The sequence below is a fragment of the Hungatella sp. SB206 genome, from assembly GCF_051132295.1.
GTDB lineage: Bacteria > Bacillota > Clostridia > Lachnospirales > Lachnospiraceae > Hungatella > Hungatella effluvii.
Genome location: NZ_CP096603.1, coordinates 3711623 through 3730165 on the forward strand (window position 1 = coordinate 3711623; position 18543 = coordinate 3730165).

Genomic DNA, 18543 nt, shown 5'->3' on the forward strand with positions numbered 1-18543 from the left:
AGGGGGATCCATGAAAAGGCAACGACTATTCTGCTTCTTTATTGCGGGTTCCATGCTGTTGGGAATGACTGGCTGCAGCGATGTGCCAGGCAGATCAAAGGCAGAGGCACGGTTCTGCGCGGACAACGAGATTTTGACCTATGAGCCGGTGAATTTTGAGAAAACCATTGTTACCATCGGCGCATACGCTCCCGGCAATACAAAGCCGATGGAGCTTGCCATTGAGGCGGCATTTCCCGATATAGACATTGTCATCCTGAATCAGATCAGCATTTCTAATGTGGAAGAGCATGCAAAGCATCCTGGCGTGCAGAAGGATTTGGAGGATATTATCATTACTGGCTATATCAAGGATTCGGGGGTAAGCAACAGCGTTTTTTATGATGTATCAGCAGAGGATTTCACCTCCCGATACTACCAATCTGTGCTGAATGATTTGAGCGTCGATGGAATGCTGTATCAGCTCCCCATCAACAACTCGGTACACGGCATCTTTTACAACAAAAGCCTGTTTGAAGCCCATGGCTGGGAAATTCCGCAGACTATCGATGAATTCTATACGCTGTGCGACGAAATCTCTGCAAAGGGCATCCGTCCTTTTGTCCCCTGTTTTAAGTATTCTCCAGACGGGGTAGGCCTTGGGTTCAGTAACCGCGCCGTTTTTTCCACTCCGGAAAAGAGGGAGCAATATGAACTTTTTTGTAGTGGTCAGGCCTCCTGTGCGGGGCTGCTTGAGCCATACTTCGAGGAACTGAAAAAGCTTTATGATAAAGGAATCATAGCGGAGGACGACTTCTCCTCCAGCCTGACGAAAAACCGCCATGCTCTCTACGCAGGTGAGATCGCCATGCTGCCGGAACAGTTGACCATGTTTTCTCTGTACGAGGACGAACAGCCGGAATGTGAAGTCGGCTTTTTTGGCTACCCCTCCGATACACACGGAGAGCGTTGGATGCAGATGGCGCCAGGCCGCTGTATGGCGCTGTCGAAAGCGTCCATGGAGGATCGTGATAAAAAGGAGATACTGCTGGACATTTTCACGTTTCTCAGCACCAATGAGGGGCAGACGGCCCTGTTAGAGGTCTATTCAGGGCTGAGCAGCGTAAAATCCGTTCAGGCAAATTTTCGGAAAGAATATTGGGACGTGCAGACATGCATTGAAAACGGGCAGATTTTCTATGCGGACAGAATCGGAAACGAGCTTCACAACCAAACCCTGAAGGCGTATTTGGAGGGCGCGTTGACCCTGGAGCAGACTCTGGCCGAAACAGATGCCATGGTTGAAAGCATCTCGGCGGTCCAGGAGACGAAGTCCTCCGCCGGAACCGCTGCCGAGGACTTTACCATATTGGAGACCAGCTTTTTTATTGCCGACACCATGCGCTCCGCAACCGGAGCGGAGATTGCCCTCATCCCCCACGGCATCTATTATAAAGGAAATTTAGCGAAAATTTATGCCGGCGATTTGACCATGCCATATAGTTTTTACCTTCGTGGACTGGGCGCTGAGGACTATCTTACTACCTATGAGATTACCGGTGCCAGCCTGAAAAAACTTATGGAGCACCCCATAATTAACGGCGAGGAGATCAACGCCTTATACGCATTTTCCGGCCTTGCCATGGAATACGCCCCCTGGCGGGAACGGGATAAAAATGTGATCAAATTGACCTTGGCGGATGGCAGCGAAATCGAAGATGATAAATTCTATACTGTAGCCGCTTGGGCGACCTCCATCGATGAAGCATATATTTCTTCCACCCTGAGCGCCCATAGTGAGGCTGGCAGTAATATTGATTTGGTTACTGCCGCTGTCAGACAAGCAGGCACCATCTCGCCGCCAAAGGATAAGCGACTTGCCTTGATATGGGATATAAAATAAGAAAAAAATTGGAACAAGGTATGGGGGAGGAGGATATATGGGATATTTGATGAGAAAAAAAAGAAAGAACATCATAAAGTTATTGGCCTCCGTTTTGCTGCTTGCTGCGATAATTTCAAGCGCCATGCCAATTTCTGCTGCGGGAAATTCTCCCGTTCGGATTCGGGTTCCGTTTCCGGAAGCCGAAGGATTTACCATGACCGATGAAAACGGGAACCGCTCCGGTCTGGTGGTTGATTTTCTATATGAAATCGCTAAATACACCGGTTGGTTATACGAATTTATTGATGTCGATGCCAACGATATGACGAAAGAGTTTATTGCCGGTAAATATGACCTTATGGGCGGTACATACTATTCTGAGGCGTTTGAAAAATACTTTGCCTACCCGGATTATAGCTGCGGCAATACCAAAGCGGTATTGCTGACTCGTCAGGATAACGATAACATTAAAGGTTATGATTTAAGGGATCTAAACGGGAAAACCATAGGCGTTGTAGAGCGGGCAACCGATAATATACGCCGGCTGGAAGCGTTTCTTTCTACCAATGGCTTAAGCTACACACTTAGACCATATACCTCCGAAGAAGTTGCCGCTAATCAAATCAACTTGGATTTGAAGGCCGGAAAAATCGACCTGAAACTAGGGAATGCAACGGATGATACGGGAGAGTATCGTGCGGTTGCGTATTTTGATGCGCAGCCTCATTATCTGGTTGCGCAACCGGACAATAGGGAACTGCTTAACCAACTGAATTGGGCAATGGAGCGTATTATGTTATCGGATCACATTTTCCCGAAGAAGTATATACACGGTATTTCAATGATACAAGTGTGGAAAACCTTCTGCTGATCGAGGAAGAAAAATCTTATATCAAACAGAAAGGTACGGTAACTGTGGCGGTTCCTGACCATTTTCATCCGCTATACTGCATTGGCTACGAGGACGGTGATCATACTGGACTGGTCCCAGAGCTGCTGAAAAAAATAACTGCACGATATGGTATCGAGTTCTCCTACATAATTGCAGATTCCTATGCTCATACGCAGCAACTCGTTATCGAAGGTAAAGCCGATATGGCCGGCATTTTTTTCGATGATGCGGCAGAGACCATGAGAGAGGAATTGGTACAGACCAAGTCCTACGCCGCATTAAGTGACTTAATTGTGCGCAACCGGGCCGTGACCTATCCGGCAGACGGATTAACCTGCGGCCTTTTAGAGGGACGCCAACTGCCCTCTTATGCAAAAGCAAGCAAAATTACGTATTTTAAAACCATTGAAGAGGTTTTGTCTGCAGTGAATACAGGCAGGGTGGATTTTGCTTGTGGACTTTCCGCACGGGTGGAACAGATGATGCAGGACAACATCTATGCCAACGTAGTTCCTGTTACCTTATCGGCAAACCGCATGAATATCAGCTTTGCTATGCCTATGCCTGCTAATCCAGAGCTGTTGTCCATCATGAACAAAGGCATCAACAGCTTATCCGAGGAAGACAGAAATTCCCTCTTGGATCATAATCTGGTTTCTATCGGAGACGCTCATGTATCACTGAAAAATTTTGTGGAGACCAATCCCATTTTAGCAATCACCGCTATCTCAACTTTTTTACTGCTGGTCATAATAGCAATTATTGTCATAGCCAACCTGCGTGTAAAAAGCGCTAATATGCAAAAAGACATTGTGAAAGCAGAGGCGGACAGCAGAGCAAAAAGTGAATTTCTCTCCCGTATGAGCCACGAAATCCGTACACCGATGAACGCCATTGTAGGAACGACAACACTCATGGCAATGGAGGATAATATCCCCGAGAGTATAAAAGTAAATTTGGCAAAGTTAAGTTCAACTTCACAGTATTTATTAGGGTTGATCAATGATATTTTAGAAATGAGCCGAATTGATAACGGTATGCTTACTATTGCAAAAGAAGATTTCTCCTTACAGCAGCAGCTTGATGAACTTTGCAGCATGATGCAGACACAAGCACAGGCGCGTGAAATAACGCTTTGCTGTGAAACAAATTTCAAGCATTCCGATTTGAAGGGTGATGCGATCCGGCTAAAGCAGGTTTTGATGAACCTGATTTCCAATGCCATTAAGTTTACATCACCAGGAGGAAGAGTATATTTGAGAGTGGAGGAAACCACAACCACTGACAAGGAGGCCATTTATCTGTTTCGTGTCTCTGACTCCGGCATTGGTATCAAAGCAGAGGATTTAGAGCGCATTTTTGAATCCTTCGAGCAGGCCGGAGCCAATCAGATCCGCAGTCAGGGGACTGGGTTGGGCTTGCCCATCAGCCGGAATATTGTCCGGCTCATGGGCGGCACTTTGAAAGTGAAGAGTAAAATAAATGTGGGCAGCGAATTTTTCTTTTCCATTCCCCTTAGTTTTGGAAAGCCCATAGAATTAAACACACATTTAGAGCCTTCCTTCGATTTAAAAAATGTACGAATTCTATTGGCAGAGGATAATGCCATTAATGCAGAGATCGCGATAGAGATTTTAAACCTGAAGGGAATACGCACAGAGCATGCTGTGGATGGAGCAGAAGCAGTCAAGTGCTTTGAACAAAGTGCCCCCGGATATTTTAATCTCATTTTAATGGATTTGAGGATGCCGAATATGGGAGGTCTGGAGGCAACAAGAGCCATACGGGCCTCCGGTCATTCAGACGCAGCAAAAATTCCTATTGTTGCTTTAGCTGCCAACTCTTTTCAAAAAGACCGGGATATGGCAAAAGAAGCTGGCATGAATGATTTCCTTGCAAAACCAATGGATATTGAACTGCTCTATGCTGTGCTTAAGAAATGTCTTTTGAATAAAAATGAAAATTCTAAATAATCATATTATGTCCAGGGGCAGGTCAGAAATTTATGTTCCTTCAATTGCTTTTCTGTGTTTCCTATGTTAATATTTTAGGGAACTGTTAAATACGAAAGAAGAAAGATGAAAGATGAAGATAGATGTAAGATCAGATCACAGTTATGGCAAAGGAACTTTATGAGAAAAGCGTGGCGCTAAGAAGAGACCTGCACCGGCACCCGGAGACGGGCTGGCTGGAGATGCGCACCTCTGCCGTCATCGCCGGGATTTTAACGAATCTGGGCTATGAAGTGCTGACTGGCCGCCAGGTGGTGGATGACGGAGCCAGAATGGGCCTTCCATCCGAAGAGGCACGGCGGGAACACGCAAAGCTGGTCAGGGAAGGCTGGGATACGCCCTTTACATACCTGACAGAGGAGATGGAGGCGGGATACACCGGGGTAATCGGAATCCTGCGCTGCGGGCGGGGACCCGTATGCGCCCTCCGTTTTGATATCGACGCCCTCGGCGTCCTGGAGGATGAAAACGCCTGCCACAGACCGGCGCGGGAGGGCTTTGCATCGCAGTGCCCCGGAGTCATGCACGCCTGCGGCCACGACGGCCATACCGCTATCGGCCTCGGCGTGGCGGAAGTGCTCATGAATCTACGGGCACAGCTGCACGGAACGGTAAAACTGATCTTTCAGCCCGCCGAAGAAGGCGTGCGGGGAGCCAGAGCCATCGTTTCCAAAGGCCATTTGGACGATGTGGATTATTTCGTGGGAACGCATCTTGCGCCTTTAGACGGCCCCGATGACGGAGCGGTGACTCCGGCGACCTATGGCTCCCTTGCGACCACCAAGTACGACATCCTCTACCGCGGTGCACCGGCCCATGCGGGCGGCTTCCCTGAAAAGGGACGAAACGCCCTTCTGGCGGCGGCCTGCGCGGCGATGGGGTTAGCGGCGATTCCGCGTCACAGCGAAGGCTCCAGCCGGGTCAATGTGGGGACGCTTCACGCAGGCACCGGAAGAAATGTCATCCCCGATTACGCAAAAATGGAGATAGAGCTGCGTGGGGAGACGACTGAGATCAACGAGTATATGGCAGAGAACGCCAGACGCGTCTGTGAGGCGGCTGCAGCCATGTACGGCTGTACCTGTGAGATGATCTGCATGGGCGCCGCCGATTCCCACCACAGCGATTTGACGCTGGCAGACAGGGCCGCTGCGGTTATTGAGCGGGAGCTTCCTGATATCCGGGTCAGCAGTGTGCGCTGCGCCAGAAACTGGGGCAGCGAGGACATATCTCTGATGATGAACCGTGTTCAGTCTCATGGCGGCCAGGCCATCTGCATGCGGAATATAACGGCCATGGAAGCGCCGCAGCATACGGCAGATTTCGATTTCGACGAAAAGGTGCTGGAAGAAGGAATACGGGTATTTTCCGCCATTGCTTACGATTTACTGCGGGATGAGCCGCTGCACGGCTGAATAGTTACGACTATACAACAAGGAGAATACGAGTCAATTACCCATGTCTAATGCCCGATGAAGTGGGGCAGACCCAGGCACGGGCTTGTAACTCAACTACACGTAGTACGACATGTGATTCATGTCTCCTACCTCAAACATTGGCTACAATAGGCTGATTGACGGCAGCCCGCCTGCTTCGGTTCTGCCTAACAGGCCTCTGCGAACAGAGTGTTACATCCTTTACGGTAAATGTTTATGGCTCCGGTACGGTCGTCATTACTCCGGTAACCACAGACAGTACAGCAAAATTCATGCTTCTTTCTGTTACGGTTAGCCTTTGTTGCATTACCGCAGACCGGACAGCTCTGGCTGGTGTACTTCGGGTCTATCGCAAGGACTTCTGAATGCGACAGCGCAGCTTTGTATTCCAGCATCTCCCGGAACTGGTAAAACGCCCAGGAGACTATTACGTATCGGGATTTTAAACGGACGTGCTCCGTGACAGTACGAATCCCGGTTAAATCTTCTATAATAAAAAGCGTACCTGCTCCATACTGTGAGATAAGTGCCTTCGTAACCGCGTGATTTACCGCAGTTACGTAACGGGTTTCTTTCTCACGGAGCTTTTTCAGCTTACGCTTTGCTGATTTTGTTCCACATGTCTGCAGGCGCTTGCGCAGGGCAAGGGCTTTTGCACGTTTTTCCTTGATTGCGCGGCCGGAAAAGAATCTGGTGTTCCCTTCATCATCAAAGGAAACTGCCAAATGGTTCACGCCGAGATCAATTCCAACGATATGGTTTAAGATATTCCTGTTCTCAACTTCCAGGGTGACCGGTATATGCAGATAATATTTCCTGTTTTTTCGAATCAGTTTGGCAGTGCCAAAGCGTCCTCCGGAACAAAACCAGTGTTCCATCCCTTTCGATTCAAAGGGGATATGTAATCTGCCGGAAAGGGTATTTAAGCTGACGGACTGATACGATATGGAGTAATCCCGGTTCCAGACCAGATCATACTCGAAGTTTCGAAAAGATACTTTCGAAAAGGGGTGTCCATTGCTTTTCATGGATTTATATTTTGCAAGGACGGTCTTAAATACACTCTGTGTCATCTGAGAGCGGAGTCCAAACTGCTGCCTGACCGGGTAGTATAAGGCATGGTTTAATTCGAGATAGCGGATGCCTTCCTGTCCAAAAACGAATGCGGAGACAAAGTTCAGCACATCCCGGATAACGGACAGTGTCTTATTCAAAATAAACATCTGCTCTGATGTAGGGTATAGTTTGACTTTAGCAGTAATAGTAATAGATTTCATAGATTTTATACCTCATAATAGATTATGGACTGAATATATTTTACCACAATCAGAAGTAAAAATCAAACAAACGTTCGAGAAGCTAAAAAACAAAAAGGAGAAGGAGCTTGCGAAAGAGTCAGGAGGGGCACAATTCCTCTCATGTCTAAAGGCACGAGTCTCCATGTGCAGTTTATGAAAATTATCATATCCCCGGCCAAGAAGATGCGGGTACAGACAGACATCATAGAGGAGACGGGCATGCCTGTTTTTTTAGAGGATGCGAAACGGCTTCACGATATTTTAAAGGCGTATTCCATGGAGCAGCTGAAGAAGCTGTTCGGCGCCAATGACGCGATTACAAGGCAGAATTACGAGCGTTACCAGACAATGGATTTAGAGAGGAGCCTGACACCGGCCGTACTGGCTTATGTCGGCCTCCAGTACCAGTCCATGGCTCCCGATATTTTTACCGGTTCCCAGTGGGAATATGTGAAGGAACATTTACGGATACTCAGCGGATTTTACGGCGTTTTAAAGGCATGTGACGGCGTTGTTCCATACAGGCTGGAGATGCAGGCCAGACTCCCGGTCGATGGAAAGAAAGATTTGTATGGTTTCTGGGGAAACCGGCTTTATGAGGAGCTGACGGCAGATGGGGATGGCGTGATTGTCAATCTCGCATCGAAAGAGTACAGCCGCGCGGTGGAACCCTGGCTTACCGCTTCCGACACCTTCATCACCTGTGTCTTCGGCACAGAGCAGGAGGGAAAGGTCCGTGTGAGAGCGACCGCCGCGAAGATGGCGAGGGGCGAGATGGTGCGTTTCATGGCCGCAAACGGCGTAAAGACCGCCGAAGAGCTAAAGGAATTTTATGCATTAGGATACCGTTACCGGGAAGAATATTCCTTTGAAAATGAATATGTTTATGTTCAGGAGACTTGATTATGCGGCATAAAAAGAACATTTGGAGTTATTTTGTACTCTGTATGGCAGTGGTATTTGCGGGCCTCATGCCCACGACAGCGTACGGGGCGGCAGACTGGCCGTCCGAAGTGGCCATCGAGGCGGATGGCGGAATCCTGATGGACGCGGAAACCGGAACGATCCTTTATGGAAAGAATATCAACGAGGCGTATTATCCGGCCAGCATCACGAAGCTACTGACGGCTCAGGTAGTGCTGGACCGCTGTAAACTGGATGAAACGGTGGAATTCTCACAGAATGCGGTCTACAACGTGGAACAGGGGAGCAAGAGCCTGAGCATGGATACGGGAGACCGGATGTCGGTGAAGGACAGCCTGTACGGCCTGATCCTGCATTCTGCCAATGAGGTGGCCAATGCACTTGCGGAGCATGCGGCCGGAAGCACGGAAGAATTTGCAAAGCTGATGAATCAAAAGGCAGAGGAGTTGGGCTGTACCGGGTCTAATTTCGTCAATCCCAGCGGTTTAAACGATCCGGAGCATTACACGACGGCATACGATATGGCATTGATCGCCCGGGCGGCGCTGAATTATCCCGAGATCGTTGAAATCATGGGGACGAGAGTCTATAAGATTCCGCCCTCCCAGAAGGCTCCCGAGGGACAGACAATCTCGCCTGGTCACAAGATGCTTAAGAAGAACGATGCCGCCTATGATTCCAGGGTTTTCGGCGGGAAAACTGGATTTACTTCACTGGCCGGCAACACGCTGGTGACGTATGCAAAGAAAGACGATATGACGCTGATCGCTGTCATTTTAAACGGCCATCAGACACATTATACCGATACGAAAAAGCTGCTGGATTTCGGTTTCAGCCGCTTTCAGTCCATGAAGCTTACCGACTATGAAGGCAGTCTCGTACCGGAGAATCATCTGACCTACTCGGATTCCAATACGGATCAGTCGCTTCTTCTGCTGAACCAGAACAGCCGGATCGTGCTGCCGAAGGAGGCGGATCTGTCTGTCGTCGTTCCCATTGTGAGCTATGATGAGACGTCCCTGACTCCGTCGGGAACCGTGGTCACGGTGAATTACTTATACGGAGAGCGGACGGTCGGCCACGCCTGGATCACCCCCAATCCCGCGGTCAGGAGCCGTCTCACCAGATCCGCCGTTCCCGAAGGCCTGTCAGACCAGGCCGCCTCCGGCGGGCGCTTCCGGATGAATCTGTCCCGCGGCTGGCTCCTGGCGGCCGGAGCTTCCGCTGCACTGGCCGCCGTCGCATGCGGTATTCTCTTCTTCTTAAAGAGGCAGAAAATCAGGGAGGCGAGAGCCGCGGCCGTGAGAAAACACCGCCGAGAGCAGTGGATGCAGGAATCCGGCTGTTCGGCGGAAGAATTCGAGGCCCTGCTTGCCAAACGTAAGGGCTCTTCCGGGAAGAAGCGCAGGCATTAATCTTGCCTGCCAGGAAGGGTAGTGTTATAATAAAAAAAGAATGACAAAACAAGGAGGGCAATATGGATTATAGAAAAGCGGCGGAAGCCAGAAAATCAATCAGAGAATTTACGGACAAACCAGTATCCGGTGAAGTGAAAGCAGCACTCACAAAGTATTTTGCAGAATGCAGGCGTCTTGTACCAGATATCAAAACAGACATTGTTATACTTGATGGATCAGAATGCGGCCAGCTTCAGGGGAATGCCGGATACGAAGGCCTTACGTTCGAAGCGCCGGCCTACCTGCTTCTCCTGTCGGAAGTGAAGCCGGGATATCTTGAAAACGCCGGCTATATGAATGAAGATATGATACTTCACATGACCGACCTGGGACTCGACAGCTGCTGGCTGACGGTTGACGACGATCCGGCGCTTCGTGTGGCGTTAAAAATTGGGGATGGCAAAAAGGTAGCCGCCGTCACAGCCTTTGGCTATGGAAAAAAAGAGCGAAGCTTAACGAGACTGCATATCAGAAGTATTTCCGATGTGGATGTCATCACGAGAGAGGGCCATCTCGCCCCGAAGATTTCCCTTGCACAGATGGTATACGGCGATGCATGGGGAAAAGATGCCGATTTAGATGAGATGTATATCGATGACGGTCTCAGAGAGGCCTTATATGCGGCAAGCTACGCGCCTACCTTTTTAAACCGCCAGTCCTTCCGCCTCCTTCTGGCAGATGGAAAAGCAATCCTGGTGAAGATGATGGACTCCATGACCGGAGAAGTCGACGCCAGATTAAACTGCGGGGCTGTCATGCTGAATTTTGCGGCGGTTCTCGACGAGCGCCGTCCATTCCCGACAGAGTGGACCATCGGTAGTTTGAACGGGTATGAGCTTCCGGCAGATTGTGAGATCGTCGGATACTGCAGTCTGTAACAAAAAACCATATTTTCTCTGAACCATATCAGTGATATCAGCAGGCCGGGACGACTTTTATGCGTCCCGGCCCTTTGTGCATTCGGCCATTATTTCCACAATTGTGTTGACATTAATGACTACATGATGTAATATCAAAGCATGACTACATCATGTAATAAAAAAGAGGTGCTATTATGGAAGAGATACAGGGAATGTCCGATGCGGAAAAAGAAATTATGGAAATTATCTGGAATAGCGGCGGATCCATCTATATCGCCGAGCTGTTAGAAAAAGCAGAAGAGAACGGGCGGGGCTGGAAGCGGACCACGATTCGCACCTTTATCACCCGTCTGATTGAAAAGGGATTTATCATTTCCACCCGCCGCGGCAGAATGAGCGAATATAGGGCTGCGGTGACAAGAGAAGAGTATCTGTCAGGGCAGGCCCATACGTTTGTACGGGAATATTTCGGCGGCAGTGTCAAGCATCTGCTCACCTCCCTGTTTGGTCAGGAGCAGCTGGACTCCAAAGCGGCGGATGAGCTGCAGCGGTTCTGGGAGAAGTGTAAGGAGGAGTCCTGATGCAGAAGCTTTTTTACCTCTACTTATCCGTTTCTTTATCGGCCTCTGTCATTATCGCCGCACTGTTCCTGTGCCGGCCGCTGTGGAAACGTCGGTTCAGCAAGTCATGGCAGTACTATATCTGGCTGCTGGCTGTGGTGAGACTGCTGATTCCACTGTCCCCGGCTCCCGGCATGATCGGCCGCGCCGCCGATTGGGGCTCGGAGCGTCTGGCCGCAGGCGTCTCTGCTGTCATGGCTCCCGAAGATCAGATTTCTACGGATCCGGTTTCTCCAGTTCCGGTTTCTCCAGTTCCGGTTTCTACGGTTCCCGTTTCTCCGATGGATGATGGATACGCGCAGCCCGATGACGAGATGTCTGACCTGGAAGAACCGTTCATGGCAGGCGATTCCGGGCCGCAGAAGCCTTCCAGTAATCCTGTTGCAATAGCCGCCGTCGGCTCACGGGCGTTTTCCTTCCTGTGGGTCATCTGGTTTATCCCCGCGCTGCTGATTTTCTGCCGCCAGATCTTCGCGTACCGCAGATGTTTAAAGCTTCTCCGGTCGGTCTCGGTGTCCGCAGAAGACACCGCGGCCGCCGGAATCTGCCGCAGTGTGGCGCTGGAACTGAAGATTCGGCGCAGGATCCCGGTGTATTACTGCAAAGAAACGTTTTCTCCCATGCTGGCGGGGATTTTAAAGCCCTGTATTCTGCTTCCGGAGATCGACCTTATGCCGTCTGAGCTATACGATATCTTCCGCCACGAGCTGATTCACTACAAGCGGAAGGATATTCTCTATAAATGGCTGATTCAGCTTGCTGTCTCCATCCACTGGTTTAACCCGCTCGTCTATTTTATGCGCCGGGAATGCGATCACGCGTGTGAGCTTTCCTGCGACGAGAAAGCGATTTCCGGCCTGTCCGCGGAACAGCGGATGGCCTACGGCGATACGCTCCTTTTCTCTTTGAAGGGAACCGGAACGGCCGGACACGCGGTTTCCATGCCGCTCTGTGAAAATACCCATATGCTTAAAGAAAGACTGGAGGCTGTTATGAAGACAAGAAAGACCACAAGAATTCAAAAGATGGCATCGCTCATGATAACCGCACTTTTAACCGGTTCACTTCTGGCCCTCGGCGGTTTTTCAGCAGGAGCGCAGGAGACAGGCCTGCAGATACAAAAAAGTTCAGAGAGGAAGGATGCCTGGCTCAACGACTCAACGAATCCCGAAAGCAAAAAATGGCGGCACAGCTTTAAAGTCACAGGCTTTTTCGTAAACAAGTACGGAATCCGTCTGGCGTGGAACAACGATTCCTCCCTGTATCAGACAACCCGCCAGGTCACGGCCGGAGAAGTATATACGGTGTCCTTTATCGAAGAGATGAAACAGTATGCAGATGATCCGGAGGTTCTGGAAGCCATTCGTCTGGCCATTCTGGAGGAACGCAAGACAGAAGAGAATTCCACCAATCAGTGGGTCACAAACTTCATCATGACGAATCCGGTCGTGGTGGGAGTGGACGGTCCCTATCGGGAGACATACGATGAGCTGGCCGTTAAATTTTATGAAGGAAATAAGTTAGACTACTATTCTGCTGTGCTGGAAAAAGCATCGAAGAAGACGCAGAACACGATGATCGACCGGGCTTATCAGGAGAAGAATATTCCCTGTTTCAGTCTGTCAGATCAGCTTCTGACGACAGAGGAGAGGCGCCAGTATCTGAAAAAAGCCTATCAGGATGACCAGGTCCCATTTTTCAGCATTCTCATGGATGAGGCAGACGGGGATCACTTAAAAGAGACAGGAGAGCAGGCGTATCAAGATGAAAAAATCTCTTTCTTTTCCATCCTGTTTTCAGATTTCCCCGAGGAAGACCAGATAAAATATGCATACCGGGCCTACGAAGACGGACGGGAGCAGGTTTTCGCGATCGCCGTAAAAGCCTTAAACTCCTATCAGTGTGAGGAATTGGCCAAACGGGCCTACAGGGAAGGGAAGAAGAGTTTCCTGTTCCTGATCCCAGGCGCTGACGACGACTTCTAACTGCAATATCCCGAAAAAAGCGGGGGCGTCTCCAGTCCATACTGCAAACGTATGGTACCGGAGACGCCCCCGTCGTTTTATGAGACAGGTTATATGAGACAGGTTTTACGAGCCGGTTTTCACGAGGCAGGCGTCCTGTTTTCGTGTTCTCTTGGCGAGATTCCCGTCACTTTCTTAAATACCTTGCTGAAATAATAGGGGTTATCAAACCCCAGCATATCTGAAATCTCATACATCAGATACTGGTGAGTATCGATCAGTTCCTTGGCATGTTCGATTTTCACCGTGGCGATATAATCGGACAGGGTGCTGCCGGTCAGCTTTTTGAAGGTATTGCTCAAATGGCCGGCGCTGATATTCAGACTGTCCGCGATATCGGCCAGGGTCAGCTTTTCCATATAATGCTCGTCCACATAGGCCCTGGTCTGCTCCACCAGCTTGTCGGAGCGGGTGGATTTGCGGTCATTCAACAGGCGGCAGAGCTTGCTGCAAAAGCTTTGAAGCCATGTCAGTATATCGGCCAGGCTGTTAAACTGATAGAGCCGCCCCGCCACATTGATGGCGTAAGGAAAGATATCGCCGTAGCTGTTGTCCGCACTCTCGAAATAGGAATACAGATACGTATAGAGGTTGATGCATGCGCTGGCCGCCTGCTCCTTGCCCGGCTGGTTTTCCTTAAACAGGGTGATGATCTGTTCAAAGACGGCCGCCAGCTTATCGCTGTCATTCTGCGCAATCGCGGCGGATAAATCTTTTTTGAAAATATTGATATTGAAATCCTTTGCCCGGCTCATGTGATACCTCTGCCCCTGGTAGAAGACCACCGGGGAGCTGGACTCGAAATAGTAGACTTCCAGCGCGGTCTGCGCCTCTGCCAGCGCGTCTGTGAGAAGCGGGATCTCCTTTTTCCTTGTACTCACACCGAATACGGCGCTGAACTCGAAATACGTCTTTAGAGCCACCGCCATCTTCTGACAGAATTCCGATACAACCGTCTCAAACACATCGCCGTCCTTTAAGGAAGCGGCCAGTAAGTACGTATCCGTCCGGAACTCCAGAAGCGTGTGGCGCAGGAAGGTTCTGGTGGCGATTCCGCCCAGGATATCCATCAGCTGTTTGCTGATCTGATGGAAATCGTAAGGATCGTCATCCGTTTCAAAAGCGATATTGATGGGACTTACAGAGAAGAGAAGAAGAAATGGTTCAGGATACTCCTCCTTCACCTTATCCGGCACTTCCGGGGCGTTCCCAGACAGCAGAAGCTGGCTTAAATAGTTCTTTGACAAATTCTCCTGATTGTCCTTTATCAGATCATTCAGTAGCTGGTGCTGCTTCTGGCTTACGAGCAGTTCACAGGCGTCTTTGGCCCGCGCCAGGGAGGCAGCGAGCGCTTCCTCATTCAAATCCAGCTTGACGAGATAGTCGGAGGCGCCCAGGGAGAGCGCCTTCCGAACGAGATGAAACTCCTCTAAATTCGTCAGTACAATGAAGGAGAAGGTACAGCCTTCATCCTTGCATTTCTCCACCAGCTCCAGTCCGTTTAACACCGGCATCCGGATGTCGGTGATGACAATATCCGGCTTCAGTTCCATGATCATATCGAAAGCGGACGGGCCGTTGGTGGCCTTGCCGATGATGGTACAGTCATACTCCTCCCAGGTGATAAGAGATGCAATACCAGCCAGTATAAGCGGTTCATCATCCACGATAATAACTCTGTACATATTTTACTTTCCTCCCCGCGGCCAGCCTCTAAAATTCCAGCGGCAGCGTTATGGTAATAGTGGTATACTGATCAACTACACTTTCAATCGTAAGGCCGTAATCCTCGCCATAGACCAGCTTAAACCTGCGGTCTACATTGGGAAGACCGATGCCGCTCATGTTGCTGCGGGTGATTCTGGAGGTATCGGTCAGCAGTTTTTCAATGTTTTCTGGAGAAATGCCGATGCCGTTGTCCGTGACAGATATATGCAGGACACCGGCCTTGACCCAGACGCGGATTGTGATGAGACCGGTTCGCCCGCTGGGCTCAATGCCGCTGAAAATGGCGTTTTCCACGATGGGCTGCAGCGTCAGCTTGATGATCCTCGCGTCGTAGAGTTCCTCCTGATCGACAATAATGTCGATGTCAAACAGTTCAATATACCGAATCTTCTCAATAATAACATAATTTTGAAGAAAATCCAACTCCTGGCGAAGCGTGACCTTCTCGTTGAAGCCCTTCGCCATGTTCTTTAACAGCGAGGATAGGGCCGTGACTACGGACACAATTCCGCTGTTTTTCTGCATGGTGGCGATCCATTTGATGGAATCCAGCGTATTATAGAGGAAATGGGGATTGATCTGCGCCTGCAGCATCTTGATCTCCATATCTTTTTTCTCCTTTTCACTTTCTACCCTGGTCTCTAAAAGGTTGGAGATGCGTCCAGACATCTGATTGATCTGCCGCCCGATCATACCGATCTCATCGTCCGTCTCAATGGAGTGATCCGGTTCGAAATCTCCCTTTGATATCAGCTCCAGGCGCTTCGTCAGACGGCTGATGGGCGCGCCTAACTGGCGGGAGATCAGAAGTGAGAGAGTGAGCCCGATGGCGATGCAGAAGAAAAATATGATCAGAACGGTTCTCCTGATGACGCCGTGATCCAGCTGCATCCGGCTCTCTGGCCGGATTTCAAAGAAAAGCAGGCCGCTGACCGGCTGCTTCGTATAGGTGATCACACAGTTTTCGTGATGGAGCTTCATCTGGTAATTGCCTTCCTGCTCTTTGGAAGCCAGTAGGCTGGCAATAATAGGAGCGGTATCAAATTCCTGTTCTCTGTCGGTGGAGGCGATAATATCCCCGCCCTCGGTGACCGCGTATACGAGGACATCCGAAGGCAGACTTTTTAACGTGTCGGAGAACAGGGTGGGCGCGATCCCTAAAAAGACCCAGGATTCCTCCGGCTTGTTGCGTGCGCTGTACTGGAGGGGGCGGAGAAGCGGAAGAAGCTTCGGTACTGTGGGCCGGCCTTTGCCGGACTTGAACGGATTGTCCTCCAGCGAGAGGGTATATTGAGCGTTCTCTCTGTATAAAAGGGAGGAAAACCATGGGGCTTTCATAATGTTTTCCACATCCATGGACGCGCCGAAGGAATTCCCGGCCTGAAGGACGAGACCGTTATGGTAGAGAACGATTTTATTGATGTACCTGCTGTAACCGGAGATGGCACAGAAATCCCGGAGCACATCGGAGGCGTAGACGGCCATGGAGGTATTATAAGGCTTGTTTGGGCTGTCCAGCGTGGTGGCGAAGAACAGCGACTTGCGCTCCGCGCAGTTTAATACGATATTCACCATCTCATCGTATGCAACCTGCAGGCGTTCAGACAGGGTGCGGACACGGTTTGCGGAGTTATTGGTCTTGCTGATGATGACATCCTGGCAATAGGAGCGATAGTTATAGAAGCTTACCGCGCTCGCGATGCAGATGATGACCAGCATATTATATAAGATCAGTTTTTTCTGAAATGTCTTCGGCATTTTCCCGTTTTTCTGTCTCTCTTCTTTATTCATATTCCAACCCTTTCTCCACATTCTTATGGATATCATACTAATAAAACAGCAGGATTTCAATTGCCAGAAAGGCCTGATATGAAAAAAATACAAGAATCTGTAAATATTATATTTTTTCTCTTTTCCATTTCCCCAAATCAGAAAAATAGTAACAGAATTATAAAAATCGTTAATTTCACGGAAGGGAAAAATCTGGTATTCTTATGTCATCAAAGGAACACAAACAATTGTGATTCAAGAATAGGGAGGTTTTAACATGAAGTTAAAGAGAGTTGCAGCATTGACACTTGCAGCCGGTATGGTATGTACATCACTCGCAGCATGCGGAAGCAAGGACACAGCAACAAAGGCACCTGAGACGACAGCGAAGGAAGAGGGCACAACAGCGGCAGGAGCTGAGAGCAAGGAAGAGACCACAGCGGCCGCAAGCGGTGAGAAGCAGGTTCTTTCTGTAACCACATGGGATTACGATACAACCCCGCAGTTCTCCGCAGTAGTAAAAGCATATGAAGCAAAGAATCCAAACGTAGAGATCAAGGTAATCGACACTTCCGCAGACGAGTACAACAACTCCCTGGGAATCAGCTTATCTGCTGCTCAGGCCGATCCGGATGTTATCTGGGTAAAGGACATGGGCTCCATGCTTCAGATGGCAGACAAGGGCCAGCTGCTTCCGTTAGATGAGATGATCAAGGCGGACAATCTGGACTTATCCGTATACAGCGGTGCGGCAGAGCAGTTAATGTACAACGACACTACCTACGGACTTCCATACCGTTCAGACTGGTACGTATTATATTATAACAAAGATTTATTCGACGCAGCCGGTGTTGAGTATCCTTCCAACGACATGACATGGAAAGAGTACGACGAACTGGCAGCAAAGATGACCTCCGGCGAGGGAAGTGCAAAGGTATACGGAACACATGACCATACATGGCAGGCGCTCGTTACCAACTGGGCAGTACAGGACGGAAAGCACACCGTTGTTGAGAAAGATTACTCCTTCTTAAAGCCATATTATGAGGAAGCACTTGCATTACAGGAAAATGGTTATATGCAGGACTACTCCACATTAAAGACAGCCAACATTCATTATTCATCTGTATTTAAAAATCAGCAGTGTGCCATGATGCCGATGGGCAGCTGGTTCATCGCAACCATGATGCAGGCTCAGGCAGAAGGCGAGACAGACTTCAACTGGGGCGTAGCAAGAATTCCTCATCCGGAAGATACAGAATCCGGCTACACCGTAGGTGCTTTAACACCAATCGGAATCAGCGCTTATACAGATCAGAAAGATTTAGCATGGGATTTCGTAAAGTTTGCATCCTCTGAAGAAGCAGCCAACATTCTTGCTGAGCAGGGCGTATTCACAGGCATCCAGACAGACGAATCCATCAACACCATCGCATCCGCAGAGTATTTCCCGGAAGGCGACAGCAACAAGGAAGCTTTAACTTATACACATTACGCATTTGACCGTCCTCTTGATCCGCAGATCGAAGAGATCCGTAAGCCATTAGACGAAGTACATGAGATGATCATGATCAAGGCTTACTCCATCGATGATGGTATTGCAGAACTGAACAAACGTGTAGCAGAAATAAAGGGCTGGAACTAATTATTAACAGGTT

13 protein-coding genes are annotated in these 18543 nt (G+C 49.4%); 10 read left to right on the top strand and 3 right to left on the bottom strand.

Features of this window, described 5'->3' with window-relative positions; all coding sequences use genetic code 11:
- Positions 1–10: 10 nt before the first annotated feature.
- The 4 genes from M1L66_RS16250 to M1L66_RS16265 all read left to right on the top strand — a co-directional run bounded on the left by M1L66_RS16250 (position 11) and on the right by M1L66_RS16265 (position 6183).
- Complete coding sequence (locus tag M1L66_RS16250) at positions 11–1882, top strand: extracellular solute-binding protein (protein ID WP_434694153.1); 1872 nt, start codon at positions 11–13, stop codon at positions 1880–1882.
- 37 nt (positions 1883–1919) lie between these two features.
- Positions 1920–2735, top strand: a complete 816-nt coding sequence (locus M1L66_RS16255) for a substrate-binding periplasmic protein (protein ID WP_434694154.1) — start codon at positions 1920–1922, stop codon at positions 2733–2735.
- Positions 2717–4729 (top strand): ATP-binding protein, encoded by a 2013-nt coding sequence (locus tag M1L66_RS16260; RefSeq protein WP_434694155.1) that lies wholly within the window; start codon positions 2717–2719, stop codon positions 4727–4729. The genes M1L66_RS16255 and M1L66_RS16260 overlap by 19 nt, the downstream gene beginning before the upstream one ends.
- A gap of 143 nt (positions 4730–4872) precedes the next feature.
- The gene (locus tag M1L66_RS16265) at positions 4873–6183 is read left to right on the top strand and encodes an amidohydrolase (RefSeq protein ID WP_434694156.1); all 1311 of its coding nucleotides are present in this window, start codon (positions 4873–4875) and stop codon (positions 6181–6183) included.
- A 188-nt stretch (positions 6184–6371) separates the two neighbouring features.
- Here M1L66_RS16265 and M1L66_RS16270 read toward each other — a convergent pair whose 3' ends face one another.
- Positions 6372–7427, bottom strand: coding sequence for an RNA-guided endonuclease TnpB family protein (locus M1L66_RS16270; protein WP_434694263.1), 1056 nt, complete (start codon positions 7425–7427; stop codon positions 6372–6374).
- Positions 7428–7655: 228 nt separating this feature from the next.
- On the opposite strand from M1L66_RS16270, the gene yaaA reads away from it, so the two are divergent.
- From yaaA to M1L66_RS16295, 5 genes are all read left to right on the top strand, one after another.
- The gene (yaaA, locus tag M1L66_RS16275) at positions 7656–8405 is read left to right on the top strand and encodes a peroxide stress protein YaaA (RefSeq protein ID WP_187022107.1); all 750 of its coding nucleotides are present in this window, start codon (positions 7656–7658) and stop codon (positions 8403–8405) included.
- Positions 8406–8407: 2 nt separating this feature from the next.
- Complete coding sequence (locus M1L66_RS16280) at positions 8408–9841, top strand: D-alanyl-D-alanine carboxypeptidase family protein (RefSeq protein ID WP_434694157.1); 1434 nt, start codon at positions 8408–8410, stop codon at positions 9839–9841.
- Between the two features lie 62 nt (positions 9842–9903).
- Positions 9904–10761 (top strand): nitroreductase family protein, encoded by an 858-nt coding sequence (locus M1L66_RS16285; RefSeq protein WP_434694158.1) that lies wholly within the window; start codon positions 9904–9906, stop codon positions 10759–10761.
- A 176-nt stretch (positions 10762–10937) separates the two neighbouring features.
- Positions 10938–11324 carry a BlaI/MecI/CopY family transcriptional regulator gene (locus M1L66_RS16290; protein WP_187022104.1) on the top strand — a complete coding sequence of 129 codons (387 nt, stop codon included), beginning with the start codon at positions 10938–10940 and terminating at the stop codon, positions 11322–11324.
- A complete protein-coding gene (locus tag M1L66_RS16295) occupies positions 11324–13348 on the top strand; it encodes a M56 family metallopeptidase (protein ID WP_434694159.1) in 2025 nt (674 codons plus the stop codon). Before M1L66_RS16290 ends, M1L66_RS16295 begins: the two co-directional genes overlap by 1 nt.
- A gap of 119 nt (positions 13349–13467) precedes the next feature.
- Here M1L66_RS16295 and M1L66_RS16300 read toward each other — a convergent pair whose 3' ends face one another.
- Both M1L66_RS16300 and M1L66_RS16305 read right to left on the bottom strand, forming a co-directional pair.
- Positions 13468–15072 carry a response regulator transcription factor gene (locus M1L66_RS16300; RefSeq protein WP_434694160.1) on the bottom strand — a complete coding sequence of 535 codons (1605 nt, stop codon included), beginning with the start codon at positions 15070–15072 and terminating at the stop codon, positions 13468–13470.
- Positions 15073–15100: 28 nt separating this feature from the next.
- The gene (locus M1L66_RS16305; protein ID WP_434694162.1) at positions 15101–16906 is read right to left on the bottom strand and encodes a sensor histidine kinase; all 1806 of its coding nucleotides are present in this window, start codon (positions 16904–16906) and stop codon (positions 15101–15103) included.
- 256 nt (positions 16907–17162) lie between these two features.
- Between M1L66_RS16305 and M1L66_RS16310 the strand changes: the two genes are divergently transcribed.
- A complete protein-coding gene (locus M1L66_RS16310; protein WP_055652703.1) occupies positions 17163–18530 on the top strand; it encodes an ABC transporter substrate-binding protein in 1368 nt (455 codons plus the stop codon).
- Positions 18531–18543: the final 13 nt, after the last annotated feature.

Bases quoted from the DNA above. Each gene is read 5' to 3' on its own strand.
- M1L66_RS16250 (WP_434694153.1), top strand. From the start codon at position 11: ATGAAAAGGCAACGACTATTCTGCTTCTTTATTGCGGGTTCCATGCTG.
- M1L66_RS16255 (WP_434694154.1), top strand. From the start codon at position 1,920: ATGGGATATTTGATGAGAAAAAAAAGAAAGAACATCATAAAGTTATTG.
- M1L66_RS16265 (WP_434694156.1), top strand. From the start codon at position 4,873: ATGGCAAAGGAACTTTATGAGAAAAGCGTGGCGCTAAGAAGAGACCTG.
- M1L66_RS16270 (WP_434694263.1), bottom strand. From the start codon at position 7,427: ATGTTTATTTTGAATAAGACACTGTCCGTTATCCGGGATGTGCTGAAC.
- yaaA (WP_187022107.1), top strand. From the start codon at position 7,656: ATGAAAATTATCATATCCCCGGCCAAGAAGATGCGGGTACAGACAGAC.
- M1L66_RS16280 (WP_434694157.1), top strand. From the start codon at position 8,408: ATGCGGCATAAAAAGAACATTTGGAGTTATTTTGTACTCTGTATGGCA.
- M1L66_RS16285 (WP_434694158.1), top strand. From the start codon at position 9,904: ATGGATTATAGAAAAGCGGCGGAAGCCAGAAAATCAATCAGAGAATTT.
- M1L66_RS16290 (WP_187022104.1), top strand. From the start codon at position 10,938: ATGGAAGAGATACAGGGAATGTCCGATGCGGAAAAAGAAATTATGGAA.
- M1L66_RS16295 (WP_434694159.1), top strand. From the start codon at position 11,324: ATGCAGAAGCTTTTTTACCTCTACTTATCCGTTTCTTTATCGGCCTCT.
- M1L66_RS16300 (WP_434694160.1), bottom strand. From the start codon at position 15,072: ATGTACAGAGTTATTATCGTGGATGATGAACCGCTTATACTGGCTGGT.
- M1L66_RS16305 (WP_434694162.1), bottom strand. From the start codon at position 16,906: ATGAATAAAGAAGAGAGACAGAAAAACGGGAAAATGCCGAAGACATTT.
- M1L66_RS16310 (WP_055652703.1), top strand. From the start codon at position 17,163: ATGAAGTTAAAGAGAGTTGCAGCATTGACACTTGCAGCCGGTATGGTA.